Here is a 21,873-nt window from a genome sequence, read left to right as displayed (position 1 = left end):
TGACTGGGCTTTAAACAGCGAACTGGCAGACAAATTCGCCCTGCTCACAACGCACCTCAACGCGGCGATAGCGTTCATCGCGGGCGTGGGCGCTGAGCAGTATCTGGCTCATCTGCGGCAACAGCGTGTTGGTGAGGATGGCGTCGACCATGCGACCACCCGACTCTACTTCTGTACAGCGCTGGACGATCTGGCTCACTACCGACTCGTCAATCTGCGCCTCAATGCCGTGGTTCTCGGCCAGACGACGCACAATACGCGCCAGCTGCAGCCGCACAATCTCCGCCAGCATGTCATCGCTGAGCGGGTAATACGGCACCACCAGCAGACGACCCAGCAGCGCAGGCGGGAACACCTCCAGCAGCGGCTTACGCAGCGCGGTACTCAGGGCATCGGGATCGGGCATCAGTTCAGGATCGGCGCACATGGCGCTGATCAACTGCGTGCCGACATTCGAGGTCAGAATGATGATGGTGTTGCGGAAGTCGATGTGACGCCCTTCGCCATCCTCCATCCAGCCCTTGTCGAACACCTGGAAGAACAGCTCATGCACATCCGGATGCGCTTTCTCAATCTCATCCAGCAGCACCACGCTGTAGGGACGACGTCGCACGGCTTCGGTCAGTACGCCGCCTTCGCCGTAGCCGACGTAACCCGGCGGGGCACCTTTCAGCGTCGAGACGGTGTGCGCCTCCTGAAACTCACTCATGTTGATAGTGATAATGTTCTGCTCGCCGCCATACAGCGACTCGGCCAGCGCCAGCGCGGTCTCGGTTTTCCCGACGCCGGACGGGCCGCACAGCATAAAGACGCCCGCCGGTTTGTTGGGGTTGTCGAGACGCGCGCGCGTAGTGCGAACCCGCTTCGCGATCAGATCCAGACCGTGACGCTGGCCAATAACGCGCTGGTTCAGGGTGTCCGCCAGATTGAGTACGGCGTCGATCTCATTTTTCACCATCCGGCCCAGCGGAATGCCGGTCCAGTCCGACACCACGGCAGCGACGACGCCCGCATCGACGGCGGCAAACAGCAGCGGGGTGTCATCCTGCAGCGCAGTGAGTTGCTGCTGCGTTGCATCACGCTGTTCACGCAGCGCCGCATCCTCTTCGGTCACACAGCGGGCGCGCAGCGCAATCAGGGTCTCGACCAGTTCGCGCTCTTCCAGCCAGCGCTGTTGCAGCGCATCGCGTTCAGCTTCCAGGGCAGTGCGCTCTGCGGCAATCGCCTGCTGGCGGGTGATGTCACCAAGGCCGACCCTGATTTCGCGTTCAATGATCTCTGCTTCAATCTCCAGCGCAGCCAGACGGTGCAGGCAATCTTCCAGCGCCGCAGGCTGCGCGCCCTGGCTGACCGCCACGCGGGCGCAGGCGGTATCCAGCAGCGCCACGGCTTTATCGGGCAACTGACGCGCCGGGATGTAGCGATGGGAGAGTTTCACCGCCGCACTGACCGCATCATCCAGCAGCAGCACCCGATGATGTTTCTCCAGCGCGCTGACGGTGCTGCGCAGCATCAGAATCGCTTTGGCTTCATCCGGCTCCTGCACCTGCACGGTCTGGAAGCGACGGGTCAGCGCCGGGTCTTTCTCAATGTACTTTTTGTATTCGGCCCAGGTGGTCGCGCCGATGGTGCGCAGCTGGCCGCGCGCCAGCGCCGGTTTCAGCAGGTTAGCGGCATCGCCGGTGCCCTGCTGACCGCCTGCGCCGACCAGGGTGTGGATCTCATCCACAAACAGCACAATCGGCGTCGGGCTGGACTGCACCTCGTTGATCAGCGCCTGCAGTCGCGCTTCAAACTCCCCTTTCATCCCGGCACCGGCCTGCAGCAGCCCGATATCCAGCAGCCAGAGCTGCACATCACGCAGCGGCGCAGGCACATCGCCCGCCGCGATACGCAGCGCGAGACCTTCGACCACCGCAGTCTTTCCGACACCCGCTTCGCCGGTCAGCAAAGGATTGTTCTGACGGCGACGCATCAGAATATCCACCATCTGACGAATCTCGTCGTCCCGGCCGGTCACCGGATCGATGCGGCCTTCACGCGCGCGCGCAGTCAGGTCCTGCCCGTACTGTTCCAGCGTCGTGCCGCTGGCGGCAGAGGGAGCACCAGCGGCGTTCACCGGGGCGCTCAGCGCCTGCTGCGTTTCTTTGCTATTGCTGAGTAGTGAGTCGAACTGCTCCAGCAGGGCATCGGCGTTGACGCGGCTGAACTGGCCGGAAATGCCTTTCAGCACGCTGGCCAGGTTGAAGGTTTTCAGCATGCCGATCAGCAGATGGCCGCCTCGGATGCGGGTCGCGCCATATTTCAGCGAGGCGTAAACCCACGCCCGCTCGACGGCGCTGTCGATATGCTCAGAGAGGTCGGAGACCGCACTGGCTCCGCGCGGCAGGCGATCCAGCGCGGCAACGATGTCCTGCGTCAGGGCCTTTTCATCCAGTGAAAAATGTGTGATGACCTGCTGTAAGTCGCCATCCTGCTGCTGCATCAGCTGATGCAGCCAGTGCACCAGCTCAACATAGGGATTGCCGCGCAGTTTGCAAAAGGCGGTGGCGCTTTCCAGCGAGGTAAATAACAGCGTATCCAGTTTGCCGAATAGCACGGCACGGCTGATTTCTGACATAGGGGGCTCTCTTCAATGAAAGACGCAGGCTGTGTAACAGGGAAAGCGGCTGGGCTAGCGCGGGGCAGCCTCAACCTCAAATATAAAATCCTCGCGATCCTGCGGCTGCGGCATCTGCCCCAGCCAGCTGGTGTAACCAAGCCGGGCAGCGCCGCCCAGCGCTACACCCTGCACCGCGTCTGCGGCCAGGATCAGGCTGAGATCCCACTGCATTTCGATGCCGAGGTAGTGACGTACCCAGTCGCGCACTTCCTGCGCGCCGGGGGCATCGGGCAGGAAATGTGCATACTGCGCGGCGCTGAGCGGCCCCAGATGCAGGCGGAAACGGTGCTGCACGTCGCGTACTGCCACGCCGAGAAAAGCAGAGGCACCCAGCCGGGGCATATGGCGTCCCGCGCCCAGCCGGGCCTGATCGCGGCTGTCCAGCGTCAGCCAGTGCGGCAGGTTCTGCGTCAGCTGCACCGGCACGCCAAAGTAGTGGCGCAGAATGCGGACCAGCCCTTCAGCATCATGACCGTGACGGCTGAGATGGCCCACCAGCATCAGCCGGGCATGGAGGCTCAGCGAGCTGGCCTGCTGCTGCGCCGGTAAACCGATGCCGCCCAGGCAGGCGAGATAGTTCAGAAAGCGGCTGTCGTCGGGCCGATCCAGGGAGACCGTCGGCTGCGCATCCGCCCAGGCGCGATAGAACAGCAGCGTGGCGCGATGATGAAACAGGTCAGCAAATGCCGACAGGCTGTGATCCTGATGATGCACGATCCGTTCGTGCACATATTCGGTCAGATGGGTCGGCAGCGGGCCGTTGGGACCAAACAAGCCAAAGCTGTAAATCGACAGCTCATGCCGTCCCGACTCTTCACGTGGCGTGGCGCTGGCGATGGTGGCGGGCGCAAACGCCAGTGACGGCGTCTGACCGATGCGCACCGATTCGAACTTCGGCAGCGGCGCACGGCCCAGCGGATAACGCTGACCGCCCTGCGCATCCAGCCGCCGCAGCAGCTGGAACAGATCGTAGCGCCACGGTGCGGCCATCACCTTCTGCCAGAAATCATCCGGCAGACGGGTGAGCCGCGGCAGCGTAATGACTTTTTCGCCACTCATATCAGCGCTTTCCGGCCCATGCGCGGTGGCCAGTAGCCCACTTCCCCACGCTGCTGGCTGTTCAGGGTGAACTCCGTAAAACTGTTCAGCGCCACGAGGCGGCTACAGACCCGCTCCAGCACGCTGCCAAACAGCCACGGGCTGGCACCCGAAAACGCCTGCTCATCGACTTCCAGCGTGATGCTGATACCACGGGCAAACACCACCGGACCTGGCTCCGGCACGCGGCGGTTCACCGCGCTGAGCGTACAGTGGCGGATGCCATCTATCTGGCGGGCAACCGGCGCTTCCGCGAGGTTGGCATAGAGGCTTAGCAGCTGACGCAGCGCCGCCGCACCTTCCCCGTCGCTGCTGTCCATCAGGCTGAGGTAGTTCATCTGCAGATGGCTGATCAGCCGCCAGGCCGAAAGGCCTTCCGCCAGCGCCGGACGCGGCGGGGTCGGCCCTTTGCACAGTTTCAGCTCCGACACCGGAATCGAGTCCGGCATCACGAAGTTGCCCTGATCCTGCTGCAGCATCAGCGGCAGATCGCGGCTGGTGCACATCACCTCGGCGGAGAGATAGCGCACGTCATCGCGCCACGGCGCGTGATGTTCATCCACCAGCGACAAAAAGACTTCGGAACCGATGTAGCCGGTGCGCGTGCCGTAGCGCTGCGCCTGCTCTGACAGGGTGCGCTGTTCACGCCGCAGTGAGAAGTAAGCACCGTAATCACCCTGGTCACCGCTGAAGGTGCTCCAGAACGGACGGAAAACCTGCTCTTCCCGCTGGCCTTCTACGGTGGCGAACAGCCGCTGCACCGAATGCACTTCGTAATCCAGCGGCCGGATGTTATCCACCACCAGATGATATTCATGCTGGCTGTCGCTGACCTTCAGACGCTCGGCGGTTTTCGGGAACAGATTGATGACCGGCGTGCAGTGCAGCGCCAGATGGCTGTGATCGACCACGCTTTCCAGCGCGCTGTCCGCTTTATCGAGCAGAATGATGATGTCGAATGCGGTGGCGTTGTCGCAGCGGCGCAGAAACGGGCCGAGTTGACTGAGACTGATAAACTGGAAGCGCGCCGGAAACGCAAAATACTCCTGCAACAGACGATAGCCGTCGAAGTTGCGCAGATCGTCCGGCAGCAGCGCCTGCTCCGGCGCAAAACCCTCCTGCTGCAGGGCCTCATCCGTCAGCACCTGACGCTGTGGCCGCTGCTCTGCGGACTGCAACACGATGCCCACCCGGTGCTGCATCAGCAGCTCCAGCAGTTTCAGGGCCTGAATATCGGGGCCGCTCAGGAACAGCATCAGGTCATCCACACGGAGCTGACTCAGCGAGGAGATCCCTTCGCAGCTGATGCGGATGCGCAGCGCACTGGCCGCGCCCAGGCCGCTGAGTTTCAGCTCCCCCGTGGGCAGATCGCCGGGCACGCCGCCGAGAGTGACTTCGCTGATGCGCAGCGGATGCAGCACCACATCGTGTGCGGTGGTGTAGCTGCAGGTCACCCCGGTTTTTTTCAGGTTCTGGCTCTCCATCATGGTGCCGCGCGGCACGCGAAAGCCCTGGGTGATGTCACCCTTGCGGCTGTCCGGCGTCAGTTGAGCAATCGCCATTGACGGGGTTGGTGAGAGATAGGATGGCGCAATCATCTCCAGCAGGCGCTGCGAGAAGCGCGGAAACTCCGCATCCATCTTCAGCTGCACGCGCGACGTCAGGAAGGCAAATCCCTCCATCAGCCGCTCGACATAAGGGTCTGCCACGTCGATGCCATGCATGCCAAGACGCCCTGCCACTTTCGGGTAACGCGTCGCGAACTCCGCCCCCATCTCACGCAGGTAAGCCAGTTCACGGTTGTAGTAGTCGAGCAGATTGCTGTCCATGATTACCCTGCATCCTGAAGTTCGAAATGGCCGCTCTCCAGATCAACCTGAGTGCGGAACAGAAACGCCAGCGGATAAGGCACGCACCAGAGCCGCCCTTTGATCTCAATCGACAGTACGTTGTGCAGACTGAGCGAACTGAGATCGCTGACGCAGCGCACCTGGAGTCCCTGCGGCAGAATGCGCGGTTCGAAGTGCAGAATGGCGTTGGTCATTTTGCGCTGCATATCCTGCCATTCGATATCGGAGACGTTCTGTCCGGCCAGCGGCGCTACGCCGAAATTCCAGACCGAGCGCTGTACCTGATCGAAACCGCCCAGATCCTGCTGCGCTTCATTGTTGATGGTGTTAAACAGCCACTGCAGATCGCGCAGCACGTGGCGGCGCAGCGTGCTGTGGCTGATCAGCATGCTGTTCTCCGGCTCCTGTTGCTTGTCCGGCGCGTTGTCGGTCAGGCGATCCAGCAGAGAGGATTGCAGCTTGTCGCGGGCGGTTAACGCATCGCGCTTTTTGCGCGCACGAAAGCCGCCATGCAGCTGGACATAGCCGTCGTTGTGCGTGCCTGAATCATGGCTCATCGGCGGACTCAACGTTATCAAACGCGACCTTGTGCAGGCTCAGCAGCGAGAACTCTGCGCTGTCGCTGAGCCACATTTTTTGTCCCTGGCCGATAAACTGGTCCGGGTCGTTGCCCAGCGGCTGCCATTCGGTGACGCTGGCGCGCAGAAAACGCTCTTCCGCACCCGCCAGCAGCGGATAGCGCGCCGGGATCTGGCACACCTGCTCGCTGCCATCCACGAGTTGCACCCGCGTATGACGCCACACCAGATCGGTGACGCTGGCGGGTGCCTGGAACTGCATCTCACGAATGGCGGCAAACGGGATCCAGTAATAACGGCCCTGATTGATCACTTCACACACCGGCCCGAAACGACTGTCGCCATCCATCAGCCAGCTGAAGGCGGCGGGCTGATCCTGCCCGGTCGCGGTGCCGGGATTAACGGCAGCAAGCTCCAGCGCGTCAGCCCGCAGTGCGCTGCCGCGCGCGACATCGCCCGCGGTTTCGGCCTGCAACGCGGCCAGCAGCGTATCGCACCAGTGCCACGCGCTGCCCGGCAGCACCGGCTGTGCCTCGCCACGCAGCACGGCGTCACGCTGCAGCTCACCGGCAATCGCCTGTTGCAACAGATTGACGGTCGGTTGCGCCTGCGGGCTTAATGCCAGCCAGGATTGCAGCTGCGTCTGCGCACGCATCCAGTTGCCCGCCAGACAGAGCAGCTGCACAAAGGCAGCCCGCAGGTCGGCGTTCGCCGGATTGGCCTGAATCTGGCGGGTCACATCAGCCAGCGTCTCGCTGAGCGTGGCGTTAGCCAGACGGTGTTGTAAGGATTCCATGCAAGCTCCTTTTGCGTCAGTAAAGGGTGCGATAAACCGCAGCGGCGGGATCTTTCAGTTCAGGGTGCAGTTTTTCCACCAGCTGCACGCTCAGCGTGGTATTGCCGCTGACCCACGGTGACCAGACTTTACGGACTTCCTGCAGACGTGCCTGCAAAGCACTCTCATCAGCGGCTTCACTGGCGGGCATCAGCACCACCACCTGACGGGTCGCCTGCCAGCCGTTAAAGCGGTTGCTGAACGGCAGAACCAGCCAGCTGTCCGGGGATTTCTCGTTACTCAGCACCATGCGCTCGCTGTTGACCGTGGTGATATGCAGTTCAGCGGTAGATGACTGACTGCTCAGCCCCATCACCGGGAAGCCCTGCAGGAAGGTCACGCCGACGGTTGCCGGTGCGCCGTTGCCCTGCTGCGTCAGACGACTGTGTCCGCTGAGCCAGCCATCGGAACCGCAAACCAGCCCCTGCTTAGCCGGCACAAACATTGCGCTGCCCTGCGCCGGATGCTGCCACCAGGTGCGGAAATGGCAGCCGTCGAGCAGGCTGAACTGCAGCCATGGCGAGGTATCCGCCTGGGCGGCATTGACCAATGGGTCCGCAGGCACGGCAGCCGTGGCTGGCTGTTGCTGTGCAGGCGGCGCAGACGGCGTCACCACGGTCTTCCACTGCTGCGCCCGGGCGGCACTGCCGGTAGCGATTTCACTGCCCGCTGTATCGGTCAGCTGCCAGTGCAGCTGCTGCAGCGGTTTACACTGCGACGCCATCAGGCCAGCCACCCGTGGCAGAAACTCTTTTAAGACCGTTGGGTTTTTCTCACCCAGCGTGACGATGCGCAGGTTAATGGTGCTGTTACACCAGCTCGACAGCTGATTGTTTTTGACGTCATCAATCCAGACATCCAGTTTCTGTGCCGGGGACTGAACGATGCGATAGTTTTCAGCATAAGCGTGCGTGCTGAGCAGCAGCGCAGCCAGACCCAGTAATCCATATTTCATGTTGGCGTTCTCAATCTCGCAAAGGGAAGAACTGCGCCGCTTCAGAGAGCGAGTGCAGCAAAGTGGTGTCCTGGGGCGATCCAATCCAGACGGCCAGTGCGCTGAAATTATCCTGCTGCCCCTGATCTGACTGATCGTTTTTGATGATCTGCTGCATCAGCGTCAGCCACTCTTCCGGCGTATTCACCATGTGCAGTGACTGCTGCATCTGCTCCAGCGTCACACCGTGCCAGAAACCATCGGTGCAGAGCAGAAAGGCATCGCCATCCTCAATCCCGACCACGTCGCTGTAGCTGGCGTCGCGCTGCTCATCACCCATTCCCAGCGCAAAATAGAGCAGATTGCTGTTGATGCCTTCGGTGCGATGCCCGGCATCTTTCATCTGCTGTACCAGGCTGTGGTCGGTGGTGACCAGATAGAGATAGCCGCGGCGGAACAGATAAAGGCGGCTGTCACCGGCATGCGCCCAGCAGGCAAGGTGGTAGTCGCGGTCGATGAACAGGCTGACCAGCGTGGTTCCCATCCGGCTGTGCTCGCTGCTGGCTTTCTGCTGCTGCCGTATGGCGTGATTCGCGTGATTAACGTAGTTGCGAATCGACTGCGCATTGAGGTGCGCATCCCCATCAAACGCTTCAAGCAGGCTGCTGCGGGCGATCGCAGCCGCCCTGTCGCCGCCGGGAAACCCGGCCACACCGTCGCACACCACAAAACAGGCGGAGCGCTTACCGATGACATCACCGATCTGATCCTGATTACTGGCGCGATCGCCCTGATTCGACGTCGAGGCAATAGTGATATTCATGCGTCATCCGTGTGGGTTTGTGAGTCTTTATACTGATTAACTTCAAGGTCATAGGCGTGCAGAAACGCTTCGCCAAACAGGGTGTGGAAATCGTCTTCGATCTCGCCCGCCGTCTCGCCGTAGCGCTCAACAAAATGCTCCCACAGTGCCGCCTTGCGGCTGCCCGGCAGGCCGATACGGGAAACCGACCCCGCCTGACGCGCCTCCTCTTCCAGCTGCTCCGGATTAAAGGATTGCAGCATTGAAGCGATGATGGCGCGGATACCGGCGATCATGCCCAGCTGGTGCGCCTGCAAATCGATCAGCGCATCCCGCACCGCCTGACGCGGTGGCATAAAGCCCGGCATCCGGCTGCCGAACATCTGCATCAGGACGGTTTTGCCCGATGGCAGCAGCTTGAAGGGGTTATTGGCGTCGTCGAGGATCACCGTCATGTCGGCCTTAACGCCGCGCTTAAGGATCGAGCGCGATGACAGCAGTGCGACCGTGCCCTGCGAGAACATGCTGAGCATCTGACCAAACTGCAGCATCTGCTCGCGGTCAAACTGCGGCGTTGGCTGCAGATCGCGCAGACCCATGCCTTCCAGCAGCGCGTCCAGCAGTTCGCCCTTCAGGGCGTCGCCGCTGCTCTGGCTGGATGTGGAGGGCTGCACGGCGGCGGCATGCTGGTGACCCGAGGCAACCGGATCAATGCGCAGCCGCCCTTTAGGCGTCGGTGAGGGAGTACGCTGCACCGCCTGGGGTGTCGGCAGCGTAATGCCGCCGTAGTCGTTTTGCGGATTAACCGCATCTGTCTGACCGGATTCCGCCTCATCCGCCAGCAGCGTCTGGCGCGGGGCCTCACTATGAGGCTGGTCATCAACGGGTAAGTCGATGCCGTTGAACAGCGGTGAGTGATCCATTTCGTTCACACTGACGGGAGCCTGCTCAGGTGAGCGTGCGGCAACCGGCTCAGGCTTTGTCTCTGGCTGAGGCGGCACATGCAGCGTCGCCGGTTTCGCTGGCTCCGGCTGCGCCAGCGGCACCGCGTTCCCCATCATCAGTCCTAAGGGATCATCATGGTTGCGCACATCCGCACTGCTCTCGCCGTCGAACAGGCTCAGTGGATCCAGTTCAGCGGTGGGCGCTTCAGACTGCTTTGGCGCGCTGGGCTGCTGAGCTGACAGCGTGCTCGGCGTGCGGTCGTCAAAAATGCTCTGCTGCGCGAACAGCGCATCGCCGTCGTCAAACAGGCTGCTGTTTTTGGGCTGCTGACCGTAATCCAGCGGCGCATCGTTGATCAGCTGTGCCAGTGGATCTTCCGGATTGCGGTCTGGCATAGCGGGCGCGGTCAGCGGATGGGCATCCGGCATTTCCGGCACGGCTTTGCGTTTAGAGAGATCGTCGGAAATCGAGAACTCTTTCGCCAGGCTGTCCCAGATTTCGCTGGGGATGGCGGCGGTGGTGCTGGCTTTTTCGGCTACAGGTTCACGAGGAGCCGCGGCAGGCTGGACCGGCTCCGGACGCAGAACCGCCCTTTCAGCCTGCGGTTGCTGTGCACTGTTGAGATCGCTGACCAGCAGCTGATAATCATCGATGCCCAGAATGTCCCCATCCTGCAGCTCAACCTGACGACCGCGTTCCAGCGGAATATCGTTGAGCAGCACGCGCGTCACATTGCCACGGTTAGTCAGGCGACACTCACCGTTCGCGGTGATGTGCACAATGGCCTGCAACCGGGAGAGCGTTCGGTCGTCATCCGGCAGCACTAGGTTGTTATCCACACCGCGACCAATGGTGCCGCCGGGCGGGAAAAAATCACAATGAGTTTGCGGCGGCTGTTGGCCGGGTTTAGTCGTTATTATCGTAAAGCGCATAACGGATTCCTGCGGTTAGCTGTTCGGCATCTATACCGCGCACCTTTCGGGGAAAGGCGCGGGGTATAGGGAGCGGGGAGTTTAATTTTGGGGTTGGGGTTTATTATTTTTTTCGCTGAGTTTATTTATTTACTTAAATAGCAGGCCTGCCTTATTTCTTTTAATGACGACATTTCGCCATCACATTAATCCTCAATGAATTGAAGAGGAAAACAATTCAAACAGACCGAGATTAATTATCATGAACATTAATTGTAAATAACCGGTTTAAATTCAATCGACACGGAATTATTTACTGAAAATGAATAAAATTGTAACAGCGTAATATAGAGAGTTATTTTATAGAGAAAATCGTATCCAGCCTGAAAAGGCTGAGCACGACGATATAATCAGTAAGGCAGTTGCTTAAGAATAGCAGTACGCTCTTTGTCGATGCGGATAACACAGAGGTTGGTCGCCACCGCATGCGCATTACTGCCTTCTTCGCCGGCAAAGGCTTCCAGCCTGCACTGACCATCACGATACTTCAGCCAGTTGCGCTGGGCATCCACCAGAGTAGCGACATAGTCGTCAGCCAGTTTTTTCTGCGTGCCATACATCTGCACAATACGTTTTCTAGCCGTCTGGTACTCTTTGTTCAGGTCATCTTCCGCTAGCTTCTTCTGCTGAACAGTACACTGGAACAGCGCACCGTCTGAAGGCTGTTTTGCACAGGGACTTTCAGCGAGCGCTGAAGCACTCATGGAAATAGAAAAAGCGAGCAAAGCCACTTCATAGATTTTCTTCATTCTTTGCTCAGCAATTTTTGCTATCAATGATAGGGAATCAACTTCAATTTTTTGATTCTTTGCTCGTTAAGCTCAGAAGTGCACTTACTAATATTAGCGTTACTTAAATCACTTCCTTTATCTGCAGCATACGAAGCCAGTTTACAGTCATTATCCCGGTACTTCAGCCAGGCTCGTTGAGCTTCAGTCAACGTATCCATATATTGCCTTAACTCTTTATCATCACCTTTAAAAAGCGTTTCAACTCTGGCCTTAGCGAGTTTATATTTTTTATTCAAATGAAGCTCAGTTTCGTTTCTGTTTTTTTGGAGACAGGAATAAACCTTCTGACCATTATTACCGATTGAACAATCACTCATTGCGTGGACGGGAAAAACATAAACAGCCATGATACACAAAAATAAAGACAAACAAGATCTCATTAAAATTCTCACCTGTGCTATCTCTTATTCCTGAGTACAAGCGCACGCTCAATAACATCGGATTTATATAATTTTTTCTATTTCATTATCCCAACATCCTGAGCAATAACCTTACCCTTGAATGTCACGATATAATCCCAAAGACTCTCGCCCTTCTGGCTTGGATAAAATGAATAATCATATTGACCTTTAGCGAAGCGATAGCCCCTGAAGTCGCAGACATCAGGGCAATTGGTATTGATCGTTTCACCTTTAAGAACTATCGATGAATTATCTTTTACTCTTGTTGACTTAAGAGAAACGTTATCACAACTGACGTTACCTTCCTCACAGTCATAGGTAATATCCGCTCTGAATTTTTTTCCTTCGAAGTGTGAAACCGACTTCGCCAAAGACAATAAAGGCAGACTCATTAGCACTATGATAATAAAATGAATGACTTTTTTCATCATGTGGAAATTTCCTTGCAAGAGTCACTGTCCTGCTTAACGTCAGGTGTAATGAGCGATTCCATTTAACTAAACATATCTCCTTTGATAATTCACTGCTGATGTTTAACGCTGTAATATCCTTCGAGCTCTACCAAAAAAGAAAATTACTTTTTGTATTTATCATAGAGAGCCTCAGCATCCTGGCTTTGCGAAAGTAATGTGCATTTCATCATATTGAAGTTACCTGATACCGAGCCGGTCAGCTCCATCTTCAAATACGCATTGATTAATTTATCGCCATCACTGAAGGCTTCAACAGGGAGATGGCTTACCTCTAACCAGGCTGATGCGCTTTTAAAGGCATCATCGGTGAAGGCCTTGTCAGTCGAAGCTTTACCTGCACAGCGGTTCAGAAGCCAGTTGCTGAAAATCTGCGGTTGCTTAAAGGAGTCTGGCGCCGGAGGCGTTATCGCCAGCACTGCAGGAGATAGTGTCAGAGCCAGTAACATCAGGAATTTTTTCATTTCAGTATCCACAGGGAGGCAACATCAGGAACAAAACTACCATTTTCTGCGCCACCCAGGAAGTGACAGGTATCAGAGCAGATATTGCCGTTCCAGAGTGTCACGTGCCCACGGGCATTGCTCCAGCCACTCCCCTGAAAAACAATAATCCCCTGTTTACCGTTAAATGAACCGGGTTTTGGTGACTTTACTGTCAGGTCTGGCTGACCAAACGCGCCGACTAAAAAGTCCATCATATCGTTGACGCGAAACATATAACGCTTTTTGTCTTTACCCGTTACGGTCGCATAACGACTGTTTGCGGGAACAGGAACACCAGTGTAATTAAGAACATAGCTCATTCTGATTGGGCAGGCATTCTCGAAAATTCCGGCGGCGATATTTGCTTCTACTTTTCCACCCAATATTTCTCCAACCTTCTCGACGGAAACATTAACTTCTGAGAAGCGGTTCCAGGCAGCTGAAAATTGAGGTCTTAAATGTGCCATAGCAAAACTCCTTTTAAAGCCTCCCCTGAGGGGAGGCTGCCGAGCAATATTAAGCTTCTTTATTGCCTTTGATGTCCCAGCCGGCGCTGCTCTCTGCGCCTTTGCCGCCGGAAGAACTCTGCTCCCAGTACTGCTGCTTCACTTTGGATGCCTGGAAGGAGTAGGTCATTCCCAGGGTATCGCCGTTGTCGGAGCCATTGTAATTCACCGCGGTCACCAGAACGTCTTCCAGGGTGATGCGCGCATACTCGACCTGAGAACCGCCCGCTTTACAGATAGAGAGTTCAACTTTAGTGAGATGCTTACCGCTTGCGCAGTTCTTCAGCAGCGCAGTGGTGGATTTGTCGATCAGTGCATTCACGTGCAGGTCGTTGAAGTTAACTTTACCCGCACCGCCGCCGCCGCCCACAGACATGTTGCCTGGCTGAGAAGCACCCCATGAGAAAGAGGTAATATCAGTCCAGCCAGTGTGGTTAGAGTCTTTAGATTCGCCGGTGACACCGTCGACCTTCATAAACATATCAATAGCCATTATCTTTCACTCTTTATTGGTTGAGATGATTGCTTTCAAAAAAAGCAAGGATATGGCAAAAAGAAAAGCATGGGGCTGAATAAAACAGTCCATATTTTACCTTTGCCTTGCTTCTGAAATATCGTCATAAACCATATTTCAGATAGTGCATTGCCGGGCACCAGACCGGGCAATGTATTTAATCAATTGTCATGATGAGAAATTGAGGTTCTGACCGGTTATTCAGGAAGCAGAAAAGCGCTCAATAAATTCTTCTTAGCTTATCCGCTGCCCAATAAAAACCTAATGATGCAGTGACTGAAAGAGTAATCAGAATGCCGTTAATTATTTACCCCATCATCGTGACATTCCAGTCAAAGACGAAGAGGTAATAACCTGCGCATGTGAATAAAATCAGGGCTGAAATAAAAACCAGCAGATAACGGAGTAAATACAGAGCTAATTTTTTAACCATTCTTTTATCCTCCCTGACATTCACCTCAGCAATCTTTCTGTGAGGCATCAGGCGCAAAACCTTTTCGCGCCTGATAACCTTACGACTCAGCCCTTAAGCATTGTCATTTTTCAGTGACGGCAGCTTAGAGACCAGACGCAGCGAAACGGTTAAACCTTCCAGCTGGTAGTGCGGACGCAGGAAGAATTTCGCGGCGTAATAGCCTGGATTGTCTTCCTGCTCTTCCACATTCACCTCGGCAGCGGCCAGCGGCTTGCGTGACTTGGTCTCCTGCGAGGAGTTAGCTGGATCGCCATCGACGTAGTTCATCACCCAGTCGTTCAGCCAGCGTTCCATCTCATCGCGCTCGCGGAAGGAGCCAATCTTGTCGCGCACGATGCACTTCAGGTAATGCGCAAAGCGGCAGCAGGCGAACAGATAAGGCAGACGCGCGGCCAGACGGGCATTGACGGTGGCATCGGCGTCGTGATATTCCGTCGGCTTCTGCAGTGACTGCGCGCCAATAAAGGCGGCGAAGTCAGAGTTTTTGCGATGCACCAGCGGCATAAAGCCGTTTTTAGCCAGCTCGGCCTCACGACGATCGCTGATGGCGATTTCGGTCGGACACTTCATGTCCACGCCGCCATCATCGCTCGGGAAGGTGTGGCACGGCAGGTTCTCAACCGCCCCGCCCGATTCCACGCCGCGGATTGCGGTACACCAGCCATACTCCTTAAAGGAGCGGTTGATGTTGGCGGCCATCGCGTACGCCGCATTGCTCCAGGTGTAGTTGCCGTGATCGGAACCGTCGGTCTGCTCTTCAAAATCGAAACTGTCGACCGGGTTGGTACGAATGCCATAAGGCAGACGCGCCAGGAAACGCGGCATCACCAGACCCAGATAGCGTGCATCTTCCGACTCACGCAGGCTGCGCCAGGCGGCATATTCGGTGTTCTGGAAGATTTTGGTCAGATCGCGCGGATTCGCCAGCTCCTGCCAGGACTCCATCTGCATCACTTCCGGCGCGCTGCCGGTGATAAACGGACAGTGTGCCGCCGAACCGATGCGTGCCATCTCACCCAGCAGCTCAACATCCTGCGGGCTGTGGTCGAAGTAGTAGTCGCCCACCAGACAGCCAAACGGCTCGCCGCCGAACTGACCATACTCCTGTTCGTAAATCTTCTTGAACAGCGGGCTTTGGTCCCAGCCAGCACCTTTGTAGCGCTTCAGAGAGCGGCCCAGCTCCTGTTTGGAGATGCTCATAAAGCGAATTTTCAGCATCTCGTCTGTTTCAGTGTTGTTCACCAGATAGCTCAGGCCGCGCCAGGCGCTCTCCAGCGATTGAAACTCCGGATGGTGAATAATCTGGTTAACCTGCTGCGACAGCTTTTCGTCGATCTCCGCAATCAGCGCCTGAATGGTGCGATAGGCGTCGCTGGAAACGGTGACGGTGTTCTCCAGCGCCTGCTGCGCCAGGGTTTTTACCGCGCTTTCGACCGCGGCGCGTGCCTGGTCGCTTTTCGGCCGGAACTCTTTGTTCAGCAGCGCGCTGAACTCATCCTGACTGAAACTGGCTGCGCCCTGCGACTGGGGTTGTTGTGAAGTCTGCGTCATGCCTGCGGCTCCTTACCTTCAGTGGCCTCATCCTGCTTCGGCAGATGGGTCAGGGCCTGTAACAACGTCGGGTCCTGCAGCACTTTACCAATCAACTCCTCTGCGCCGTTTTTGCCGTCCATGTAGGTCAGCAGGTTTGCCAGCTGGGTCCGGGCTTCCAGCAGCTTGCTCAGCGGCTCAACGTTGCGGGCCACGGCATCCGGCGAAAAGTCATCCATGCTGTCGAAGGTGAGATCGATGTTGAGCTTGCCTTCGCCATTCAGGGTGTTGTCTACCTGGAACGCGGCGCGTGGCTTCAGCGCTTTCATGCGCTCATCGAAGTTATCGATGTCGATCTCAAGGAATTTGCGGTCGTCGATGCCCGGCTGCGGCTCCAGCGGTTTACCCACCAGATCCGCCAGCACGCCCATCACAAACGGCAGCTGGATTTTGCGTTCCGCGCCATAAATTTCCACGTCATATTCAATCTGAACGCGAGGCGCGCGATTGCGGGCAATGAACTTCTGCCCACTGGATTTGCTTGTTGCCATGGTTTTCTCCATCAATGATGCGCGGATAATGTGTCACAGCAGGCGCGCAGGTCCCGCTGTGTGAGTGGGTCACGCCTGCTTAGTCGCGACGTCCGAAAATGGTTTCCAGCTGATGCACGCCATCGGGTGCCAGCTCGCGGATGATCTCCAGGAAGTCGCGCTCGATTAAGCGCTGCACCCGGTCGATCATCAGCGGAGCGGGATGACTCGGCTCATGTTGGGTAAAATAGAGCTTCACTTTCTCCAGCATCAGCTGGGCATCGGCGCGGGAACTGATCTGTACCGTGCGCCAGTCCGCGGCCGCGCGCGGCACCGCTGCGACCGCCGCCGGGGCCGCCGCTTCTGCGGATTGTTCCGCCGCTGCGGCAGGAATCAACTGGCTGATGTCGGTGGCCTGGCAGCGTTCGGCGATCAGCGCAATCTGTCTGCGCAGCAGGGCCAGTTCCGGCACCGCCGCGTCGCCCAGCCGTTCGGCCACGGTTTCACAGATGGTCTGCAGCCGCTCATGAATCTGCAGCACCGCCTCAATACCGGGCTGGTCGCCGCGCGCCAGTTCATCGATCAGACGCGGCAGGCCACCAGGGTAGTCCGCCACCTCGGTTTTGCTGCCGTCGCACAGGGCGGCCGCATCGCGCAGCGTGATGCCGTCGGACGGGTAGCGCAGCAGCCAGCACTGACGCACCGCGCCACTGAGTTCCGTCTTGTCACCCAGCAGCGCCAGGGCATTAATGCGGTAGAACGGGTCCTGCTCGCCGTACTCTTCCAGCCGGGGCCACAGCGGTTCCCAGTAGAGCAGCAGCGCCTGTTCAATCAGCTTCAGGCCCTGCGCATAGCCCGGCAGCCCTTTCAGCTCCGTCCAGGCGTGGGTCAGCGCCAGCATCACCCGTAAATCTTTACTGCGGGCCAGCAGCGCTATCGCCAGCTTCTCAACTTTGTTCCAGTCGGCGGGTTCGGCCGGAATGATGGTGTTGCCGAACTGCTGTTCGGCTTTACCGGCACTGGCCTGCTCCATCGCCTGAAAATCAGCGTCGTACTCCAGGTTATCGCCACCGGGATTGTCATCACTGACCGGAGCCAGCAAAGCCTCTGTATTCATCGTCATGGGTGTCGCCTCAGGATTCAAACATCGGGGGATAAAGTCCGTTTCGTCCCGGCTTTGCCCCACCGGCCGGATCAAACAGCAATGAAAAAAGCTGCGCGGTGAAGTTACCGCTATGGACCTGGGTATAAAGCGGGAACCCGTCGCTCTGATTGGTCCACCAGAAACTGGTGTAAAACTGCGGGTCGAAGTTCTCGCCCGGCAGCGTCCAGTTCAGTGTGGAAGGCGTATCGCCATGCCCGATAACGTTGAGGATATCTGACGGCTCACCCGTCTCCTGCGGCGGTTGCGGCTGCGGAATGCTGATCAGTGCCTGATCCAGCTGCTCCGGCGACCCGCCGCCCTGCACCACCCGCAGCAGCGTATTGCCCACCTGCTGATACCACTCGCCGGAGCGTGCCAGCAGGGCCGGCGACCACTCGGCGGGGGTGAAGTGACGCAGCGCGCAGAGCGGGTAGTTACGTCCCACGCTGTCCCGTGCCGCAATCAGGCAGCCCATCTGGATCAGCTGACTGCCCAGCATCGGCGGCACCACAAAATTCCAGACCGGCGCGTTGAGGAACGGGCGCGACGGCGCGTTATCCCCCTCCTGACTGCTCTGCCAGTGATGCAGGCCCACCTGAAACCAGCTGGACCATTGGCGATAGAGGACGTCAGGAAAGCGGCGCTTCACAAAGTCACCCGCGCTGGGCAATTTGCCGTACCAGCAGGGTGCAGCGTAATGAGTCATTGTCGGGTCCTGTTTCAGGGGCAGCTAAAGCCGGGAAGCTGGAACGGGTTACGAATGCTGCCAGGGGTGAACGACAGCGTGACCTGATGCCCCTCCACGCTGAACGTGGCTTCGCGGGTCAGGCCGCCGGCCGCGGTAACACGGGCGCGATCGAAGAAGCGATTGAGTGCCCAGGGCCCACTGGTGACCAGCGTTGAGGTGGTGCCGTTGGTCAGGCCCAGCTGCATCCGTACCTGGCTGGTGCCGCCCGGACCGGGCCAGCTGACCATCTGTACTGCCTGCGGCCCGTGGGAGTAACGCAATTGCTGTCCATCCACATCCAGCGTCAGGTTAAGAATGTCGTTTTCCATTTTTACGGTGCGCAGCGTGACGCGGAAGCCTGGCGTAGTCGCACCGTTGGCAAAGAACGCATCACGAATTGACTGCGCCTGCTGGAAAGGACGCAGCAGCGCTTCGCCGCCCGGCAGCGTTTTACCGTCGATACCCGGCGTAAAGCGCCATGAGGCGTTGGTGGTGTCGACTTTGCTGGCCAGGTTGTCGCGGAAGAAGCTGTCCATCATGCCGCTACCGGGGGCGAACATCCGTGCCAGATCGTCGGGTGTGACTTCACTGCGCGCGGAGCGCACCAGCGGATAACGACCGGCGATCGCCTGACGACAGAAACTGCCCACTTCCATGGTGATGCGTTTACGGACGTTATCCATGTCGCGACGCTGCGCATCGCTGCTGGCCCCGACCGCCATACTGGAGACCATATTCTGCAGCGAACCGGGCAGACGTCCGGCGCTGGCCTGCAAACGACTGATCGCATCGCTGGCCGGTGGCGGCATCCCGCTGTTGGCGGCATCCTGCACCGCCGTGAGGTAGCGATAGAGATCGTCAATCTGATGCAGGAAGTCATCCACCGCCAGCACCTTGCTGCCCTGCTGTAATGGCTGAGCCAGCTCAAGCACAGGCGCAAAATGCACGGCAACCGCCTGCTCCGGTGACGCCTGCGCTGCCGCCTGCCCACGCGCCGCAGCCGCTTCAGGCGAGGTAAACAGCGCTTCAAGGGTGCGGGTGGCGCTGTTATCCGACGGCTTTGCCGCCTGCGCGGTTTTCTCATCGGGCTGCGCCCGGTTCAGCGTCAGCAGGTTACTGAGGTTGATCACCAGCTGGCGCAGCGGCGAGTGGTTGCCCGACAGCAAGCGCGCGGTGTTAATACGCTGCGAGAGATCGGCGCTGCTGTTGAGCTGGATATCGCTCAGGAACTGCTCCCACTGGCGGATATAGTCCTGCACATAGAGCTGACGCACCGCGAGATCGGTCTGCTCACTTTTCTGCGGCGGCGCAGCGCCGTCCAGCACCCAGAGATCGTCCTGATAAAGTGCCTGCGTGACCGGCCCCATCTGCTTGTCCACATGCTGCCAGTAGCCCTCCGGCGTATAGAGCCCCGCAACACCATCATTCACCGATTTACCGCTTTTACGGGAAAACACCAGCTCGCTCTGGGGACCGCCCAGCGCCGCCAGCGTCACCGGCTGCAGGCTGTCATCACGTTGCAGCAGGCGCTTCAGCCGTCCATAGACGCGCTGTGACAGCGGCATCTGATTAATCAGCGCCTGCTCGCGCTTTACCAGCGCGTCATCCTTCGCATACGGCGACGAGTGAATCTGCGTCTCCAGCAGCTGTTGCAGATGCCACGCCAGCTGTTTTACCTGCTGCTGTGTCACGTTCTGCGGCAGCTCGCGCGACAGGTTAAGCATCAGCCACGCCTGCAGGAACTTGCCATCGTAGTGCTTCGGCTGGTAGAGCATCTGATACGCCTTCAGCGCTTCATAGCTGTAGTCAGCGTCGCTGCCATTGTCATTGCGCAGCCAGCGGGTGATGTTCTGCGCTACCTGCGGCAACAGCAGCTGCTTCAGCGCTTTGTCGTAGAGCGCACGCGTCGCATCGCTGACCTCGGTGCCACGATAAAGGCCCATACGGCGGGTCAGCGGCGGCGATTCCAGCGAGAAGTCGGCGCTTTCCGGCAGGTGCAACAGGGTGTTGAGATAAGGCACCAGCGCAAAGAGATCGCCGTTGACCTGCTTCTGAAGCTGGTCGCCCAGCTGCTCCACCTGCGGCGCTTTAGCGGCCATCTCGTGCAGATAGGCTTTGTTCTTGCTGTAGCTGGTGAGCCACAGTCCGCCCGCGACCAGTAGCAGCAACAGCAGCGCCAGATAGCCCGACCAGAGTCCGGCGCGATTGCGCAGCTCCCACCAGCGGTTACTGCCCGCCAGACCCGACTCCTGGAAAACCACGTTTTCCAGCACGCCTTTCAGGAAGAAACTCTGCCCTTTGTTCTGCGGAATCGGGGCGTCTTTATCGACCTGATCCCAGCTGCCCGATTCGCCCGCCTGCTGGCCTGGCAGATTCAGGGCGCGGTTCAGCTCGCCCATTACCCGATCAAACGGCAGACCTTCCTGGGTGCCGCTGGCAAAGTAGATGCCGCGGGGTGCGAACTGGGTTTCAAAATCGGAGCGGGCAAACAGCGTGTCGAGCGCGTCGGCCAGCAGTGGACGCAGCGCAGCAAACTCCTGCGGGAAAAGATAGCTTTCTGCCCGCGCCTGCGCGTCGCTCTCCGTCAGCAGGCGATCGGCCAGTCCGGCATCGAGTCGCTGTTGCAGCAGTGAATACTCCTGCTGGAACTGGCTGTTCAGCTCAAAATCAGCAGCGGATGCTTTCGCCCACGGGAATGTAAATCCCCAGATCTGCTCACGCTGCGCTTTATCCAGCGAGGCGAAGTAGCTGCGGAAGCCTTTGAGCAGGTCCGCTTTGGTGACCAGCACGTAGACCGGGAAACGGATGCCAAGACGATCGTGCAGCTCCATCAGGCGCTGACGCAGCGCCAGCGCCTGGTTGCGCAGCGCCTCGGGCGACTGGCTCAGCAGATCGGAGACGCTCAGCGTGACGATGACGCCGTTGATCGGCTGACGTCCGCGATATTTACGCAGCAGGTCGAGGAAATGGTGCCATTCGCTGGCATCGCGCTCCTGCTGACTCTCCTGGGTGCTGTAGCGCCCGGCGGTATCGAGCAGCACCGCGTCGTTAGTAAACCACCAGTCGCAGTTGCGGGTGCCGCCAATGCCGCGCAGGGCCGACTTACCAAACTTATCCGCCAGCGGGAACTGCAGGCCCGAGTTGACCAGCGCGGTGGTTTTACCGGCACCGGGTGCGCCGATGATCATGTACCACGGCAGTTGATAGAGGAATTGACGACCAAAGCGCTGCGCCCAGAACGGCGTCCCTTTGCTGCTGTGGCGCTGGAAGTGCGCCTTTCTCAGCATTTCAGTCGCTTCGGAGAAACGGCCCGCCAGCACCTGCTCTTCACTGGTCAGACGCTGACGATCGGCTTCCGGCGCATCGCTTTTGCCGGTTTCCAGACTCGACATCAGCTTGCGGTTAAGCCAGTAATTATAGAGCCGCGGGATCGCCTGCCCCAGGCCCCAGACCAGATAAAGCAGCGCGATACTGATCATGCGGTTCTGTTCTGGCTCAAGCGGCCGCGAATCCACGATAGAGAAGACCGGGCCAATCACCCAGATAATAAATGAGAGCGCAGTGATGCCGACAAAGCCCCACGCAAGGCGGCTGGTCAGCACTGCAAACAGAATATTCAGCATGG

The 21,873-nt window shown here is 58.3% G+C and carries 19 protein-coding genes; all 19 read right to left on the bottom strand.

Going from position 1 to position 21,873, the window contains the following annotated elements; translation table 11 throughout:
* Nucleotides 1–10: 10 nt before the first annotated feature.
* The gene (tssH, locus tag F3I44_RS03795; protein ID WP_150009535.1) at nucleotides 11–2,620 is read right to left on the bottom strand and encodes a type VI secretion system ATPase TssH; all 2,610 of its coding nucleotides are present in this window, start codon (nucleotides 2,618–2,620) and stop codon (nucleotides 11–13) included.
* 54 nt (nucleotides 2,621–2,674) lie between these two features.
* Complete coding sequence (gene tssG, locus F3I44_RS03790; protein ID WP_150009537.1) at nucleotides 2,675–3,721, bottom strand: type VI secretion system baseplate subunit TssG; 1,047 nt, start codon at nucleotides 3,719–3,721, stop codon at nucleotides 2,675–2,677.
* On the bottom strand, nucleotides 3,718–5,589 hold the full coding sequence (tssF, locus tag F3I44_RS03785; protein WP_150009539.1) for a type VI secretion system baseplate subunit TssF: 1,872 nt from the start codon (nucleotides 5,587–5,589) through the stop codon (nucleotides 3,718–3,720). Before tssF ends, tssG begins: the two co-directional genes overlap by 4 nt.
* Before the next feature lie 2 nt (nucleotides 5,590–5,591).
* Nucleotides 5,592–6,167 carry a type VI secretion system baseplate subunit TssE gene (tssE, locus tag F3I44_RS03780; RefSeq protein WP_150009541.1) on the bottom strand — a complete coding sequence of 192 codons (576 nt, stop codon included), beginning with the start codon at nucleotides 6,165–6,167 and terminating at the stop codon, nucleotides 5,592–5,594.
* Nucleotides 6,157–6,984 (bottom strand): type VI secretion system accessory protein TagJ, encoded by an 828-nt coding sequence (locus F3I44_RS03775; RefSeq protein ID WP_150009543.1) that lies wholly within the window; start codon nucleotides 6,982–6,984, stop codon nucleotides 6,157–6,159. Before F3I44_RS03775 ends, tssE begins: the two co-directional genes overlap by 11 nt.
* Before the next feature lie 16 nt (nucleotides 6,985–7,000).
* Nucleotides 7,001–7,978, bottom strand: coding sequence for a hypothetical protein (locus F3I44_RS03770; protein ID WP_150009545.1), 978 nt, complete (start codon nucleotides 7,976–7,978; stop codon nucleotides 7,001–7,003).
* Between the two features lie 10 nt (nucleotides 7,979–7,988).
* Nucleotides 7,989–8,780 carry a PP2C family serine/threonine-protein phosphatase gene (locus F3I44_RS03765; protein WP_013357582.1) on the bottom strand — a complete coding sequence of 264 codons (792 nt, stop codon included), beginning with the start codon at nucleotides 8,778–8,780 and terminating at the stop codon, nucleotides 7,989–7,991.
* Nucleotides 8,777–10,636 (bottom strand): type VI secretion system-associated FHA domain protein TagH, encoded by a 1,860-nt coding sequence (gene tagH, locus F3I44_RS03760; RefSeq protein WP_150009547.1) that lies wholly within the window; start codon nucleotides 10,634–10,636, stop codon nucleotides 8,777–8,779. Before tagH ends, F3I44_RS03765 begins: the two co-directional genes overlap by 4 nt.
* A 389-nt stretch (nucleotides 10,637–11,025) precedes the next feature.
* The gene (locus F3I44_RS03755; protein ID WP_150009549.1) at nucleotides 11,026–11,424 is read right to left on the bottom strand and encodes a lysozyme inhibitor LprI family protein; all 399 of its coding nucleotides are present in this window, start codon (nucleotides 11,422–11,424) and stop codon (nucleotides 11,026–11,028) included.
* 23 nt (nucleotides 11,425–11,447) lie between these two features.
* Nucleotides 11,448–11,834, bottom strand: coding sequence for a lysozyme inhibitor LprI family protein (locus F3I44_RS03750; RefSeq protein ID WP_223811648.1), 387 nt, complete (start codon nucleotides 11,832–11,834; stop codon nucleotides 11,448–11,450).
* 89 nt (nucleotides 11,835–11,923) lie between these two features.
* Nucleotides 11,924–12,298: a hypothetical protein gene (locus tag F3I44_RS03745; RefSeq protein WP_150009553.1), complete on the bottom strand. Its 375-nt coding sequence runs from the start codon at nucleotides 12,296–12,298 to the stop codon at nucleotides 11,924–11,926.
* 143 nt (nucleotides 12,299–12,441) lie between these two features.
* The gene (locus F3I44_RS03740) at nucleotides 12,442–12,801 is read right to left on the bottom strand and encodes a T6SS amidase immunity protein Tai4 family protein (protein ID WP_150009555.1); all 360 of its coding nucleotides are present in this window, start codon (nucleotides 12,799–12,801) and stop codon (nucleotides 12,442–12,444) included.
* Nucleotides 12,798–13,289, bottom strand: coding sequence for a type VI secretion system amidase effector protein Tae4 (locus F3I44_RS03735; protein WP_107319558.1), 492 nt, complete (start codon nucleotides 13,287–13,289; stop codon nucleotides 12,798–12,800). The genes F3I44_RS03740 and F3I44_RS03735 overlap by 4 nt, the downstream gene beginning before the upstream one ends.
* Before the next feature lie 49 nt (nucleotides 13,290–13,338).
* Nucleotides 13,339–13,821 (bottom strand): type VI secretion system tube protein Hcp, encoded by a 483-nt coding sequence (locus F3I44_RS03730; RefSeq protein WP_013357577.1) that lies wholly within the window; start codon nucleotides 13,819–13,821, stop codon nucleotides 13,339–13,341.
* Nucleotides 13,822–14,368: 547 nt separating this feature from the next.
* Nucleotides 14,369–15,868 (bottom strand): type VI secretion system contractile sheath large subunit, encoded by a 1,500-nt coding sequence (gene tssC / locus F3I44_RS03720; RefSeq protein WP_150009557.1) that lies wholly within the window; start codon nucleotides 15,866–15,868, stop codon nucleotides 14,369–14,371.
* The gene (gene tssB / locus F3I44_RS03715) at nucleotides 15,865–16,398 is read right to left on the bottom strand and encodes a type VI secretion system contractile sheath small subunit (protein WP_013357574.1); all 534 of its coding nucleotides are present in this window, start codon (nucleotides 16,396–16,398) and stop codon (nucleotides 15,865–15,867) included. Before tssB ends, tssC begins: the two co-directional genes overlap by 4 nt.
* A gap of 79 nt (nucleotides 16,399–16,477) precedes the next feature.
* A complete protein-coding gene (gene tssA / locus F3I44_RS03710; RefSeq protein ID WP_150009559.1) occupies nucleotides 16,478–17,500 on the bottom strand; it encodes a type VI secretion system protein TssA in 1,023 nt (340 codons plus the stop codon).
* A 10-nt stretch (nucleotides 17,501–17,510) separates the two neighbouring features.
* Nucleotides 17,511–18,227 carry a type VI secretion system-associated protein TagF gene (gene tagF / locus F3I44_RS03705; protein ID WP_013357572.1) on the bottom strand — a complete coding sequence of 239 codons (717 nt, stop codon included), beginning with the start codon at nucleotides 18,225–18,227 and terminating at the stop codon, nucleotides 17,511–17,513.
* A gap of 14 nt (nucleotides 18,228–18,241) precedes the next feature.
* A complete protein-coding gene (gene tssM / locus F3I44_RS03700; protein WP_150009561.1) occupies nucleotides 18,242–21,871 on the bottom strand; it encodes a type VI secretion system membrane subunit TssM in 3,630 nt (1,209 codons plus the stop codon).
* Between the last annotated feature and the right edge of the window lie 2 nt (nucleotides 21,872–21,873).

The sequence above is a fragment of the Pantoea sp. F_5 genome, assembly GCF_008631595.1.
In the GTDB taxonomy this organism is placed as follows: Bacteria; Pseudomonadota; Gammaproteobacteria; order Enterobacterales; family Enterobacteriaceae; genus Pantoea; species Pantoea gossypiicola.
The sequence above is the reverse complement of the archived record's forward strand: the minus strand, read 5'-3'. Positions and strand labels throughout refer to the sequence as shown.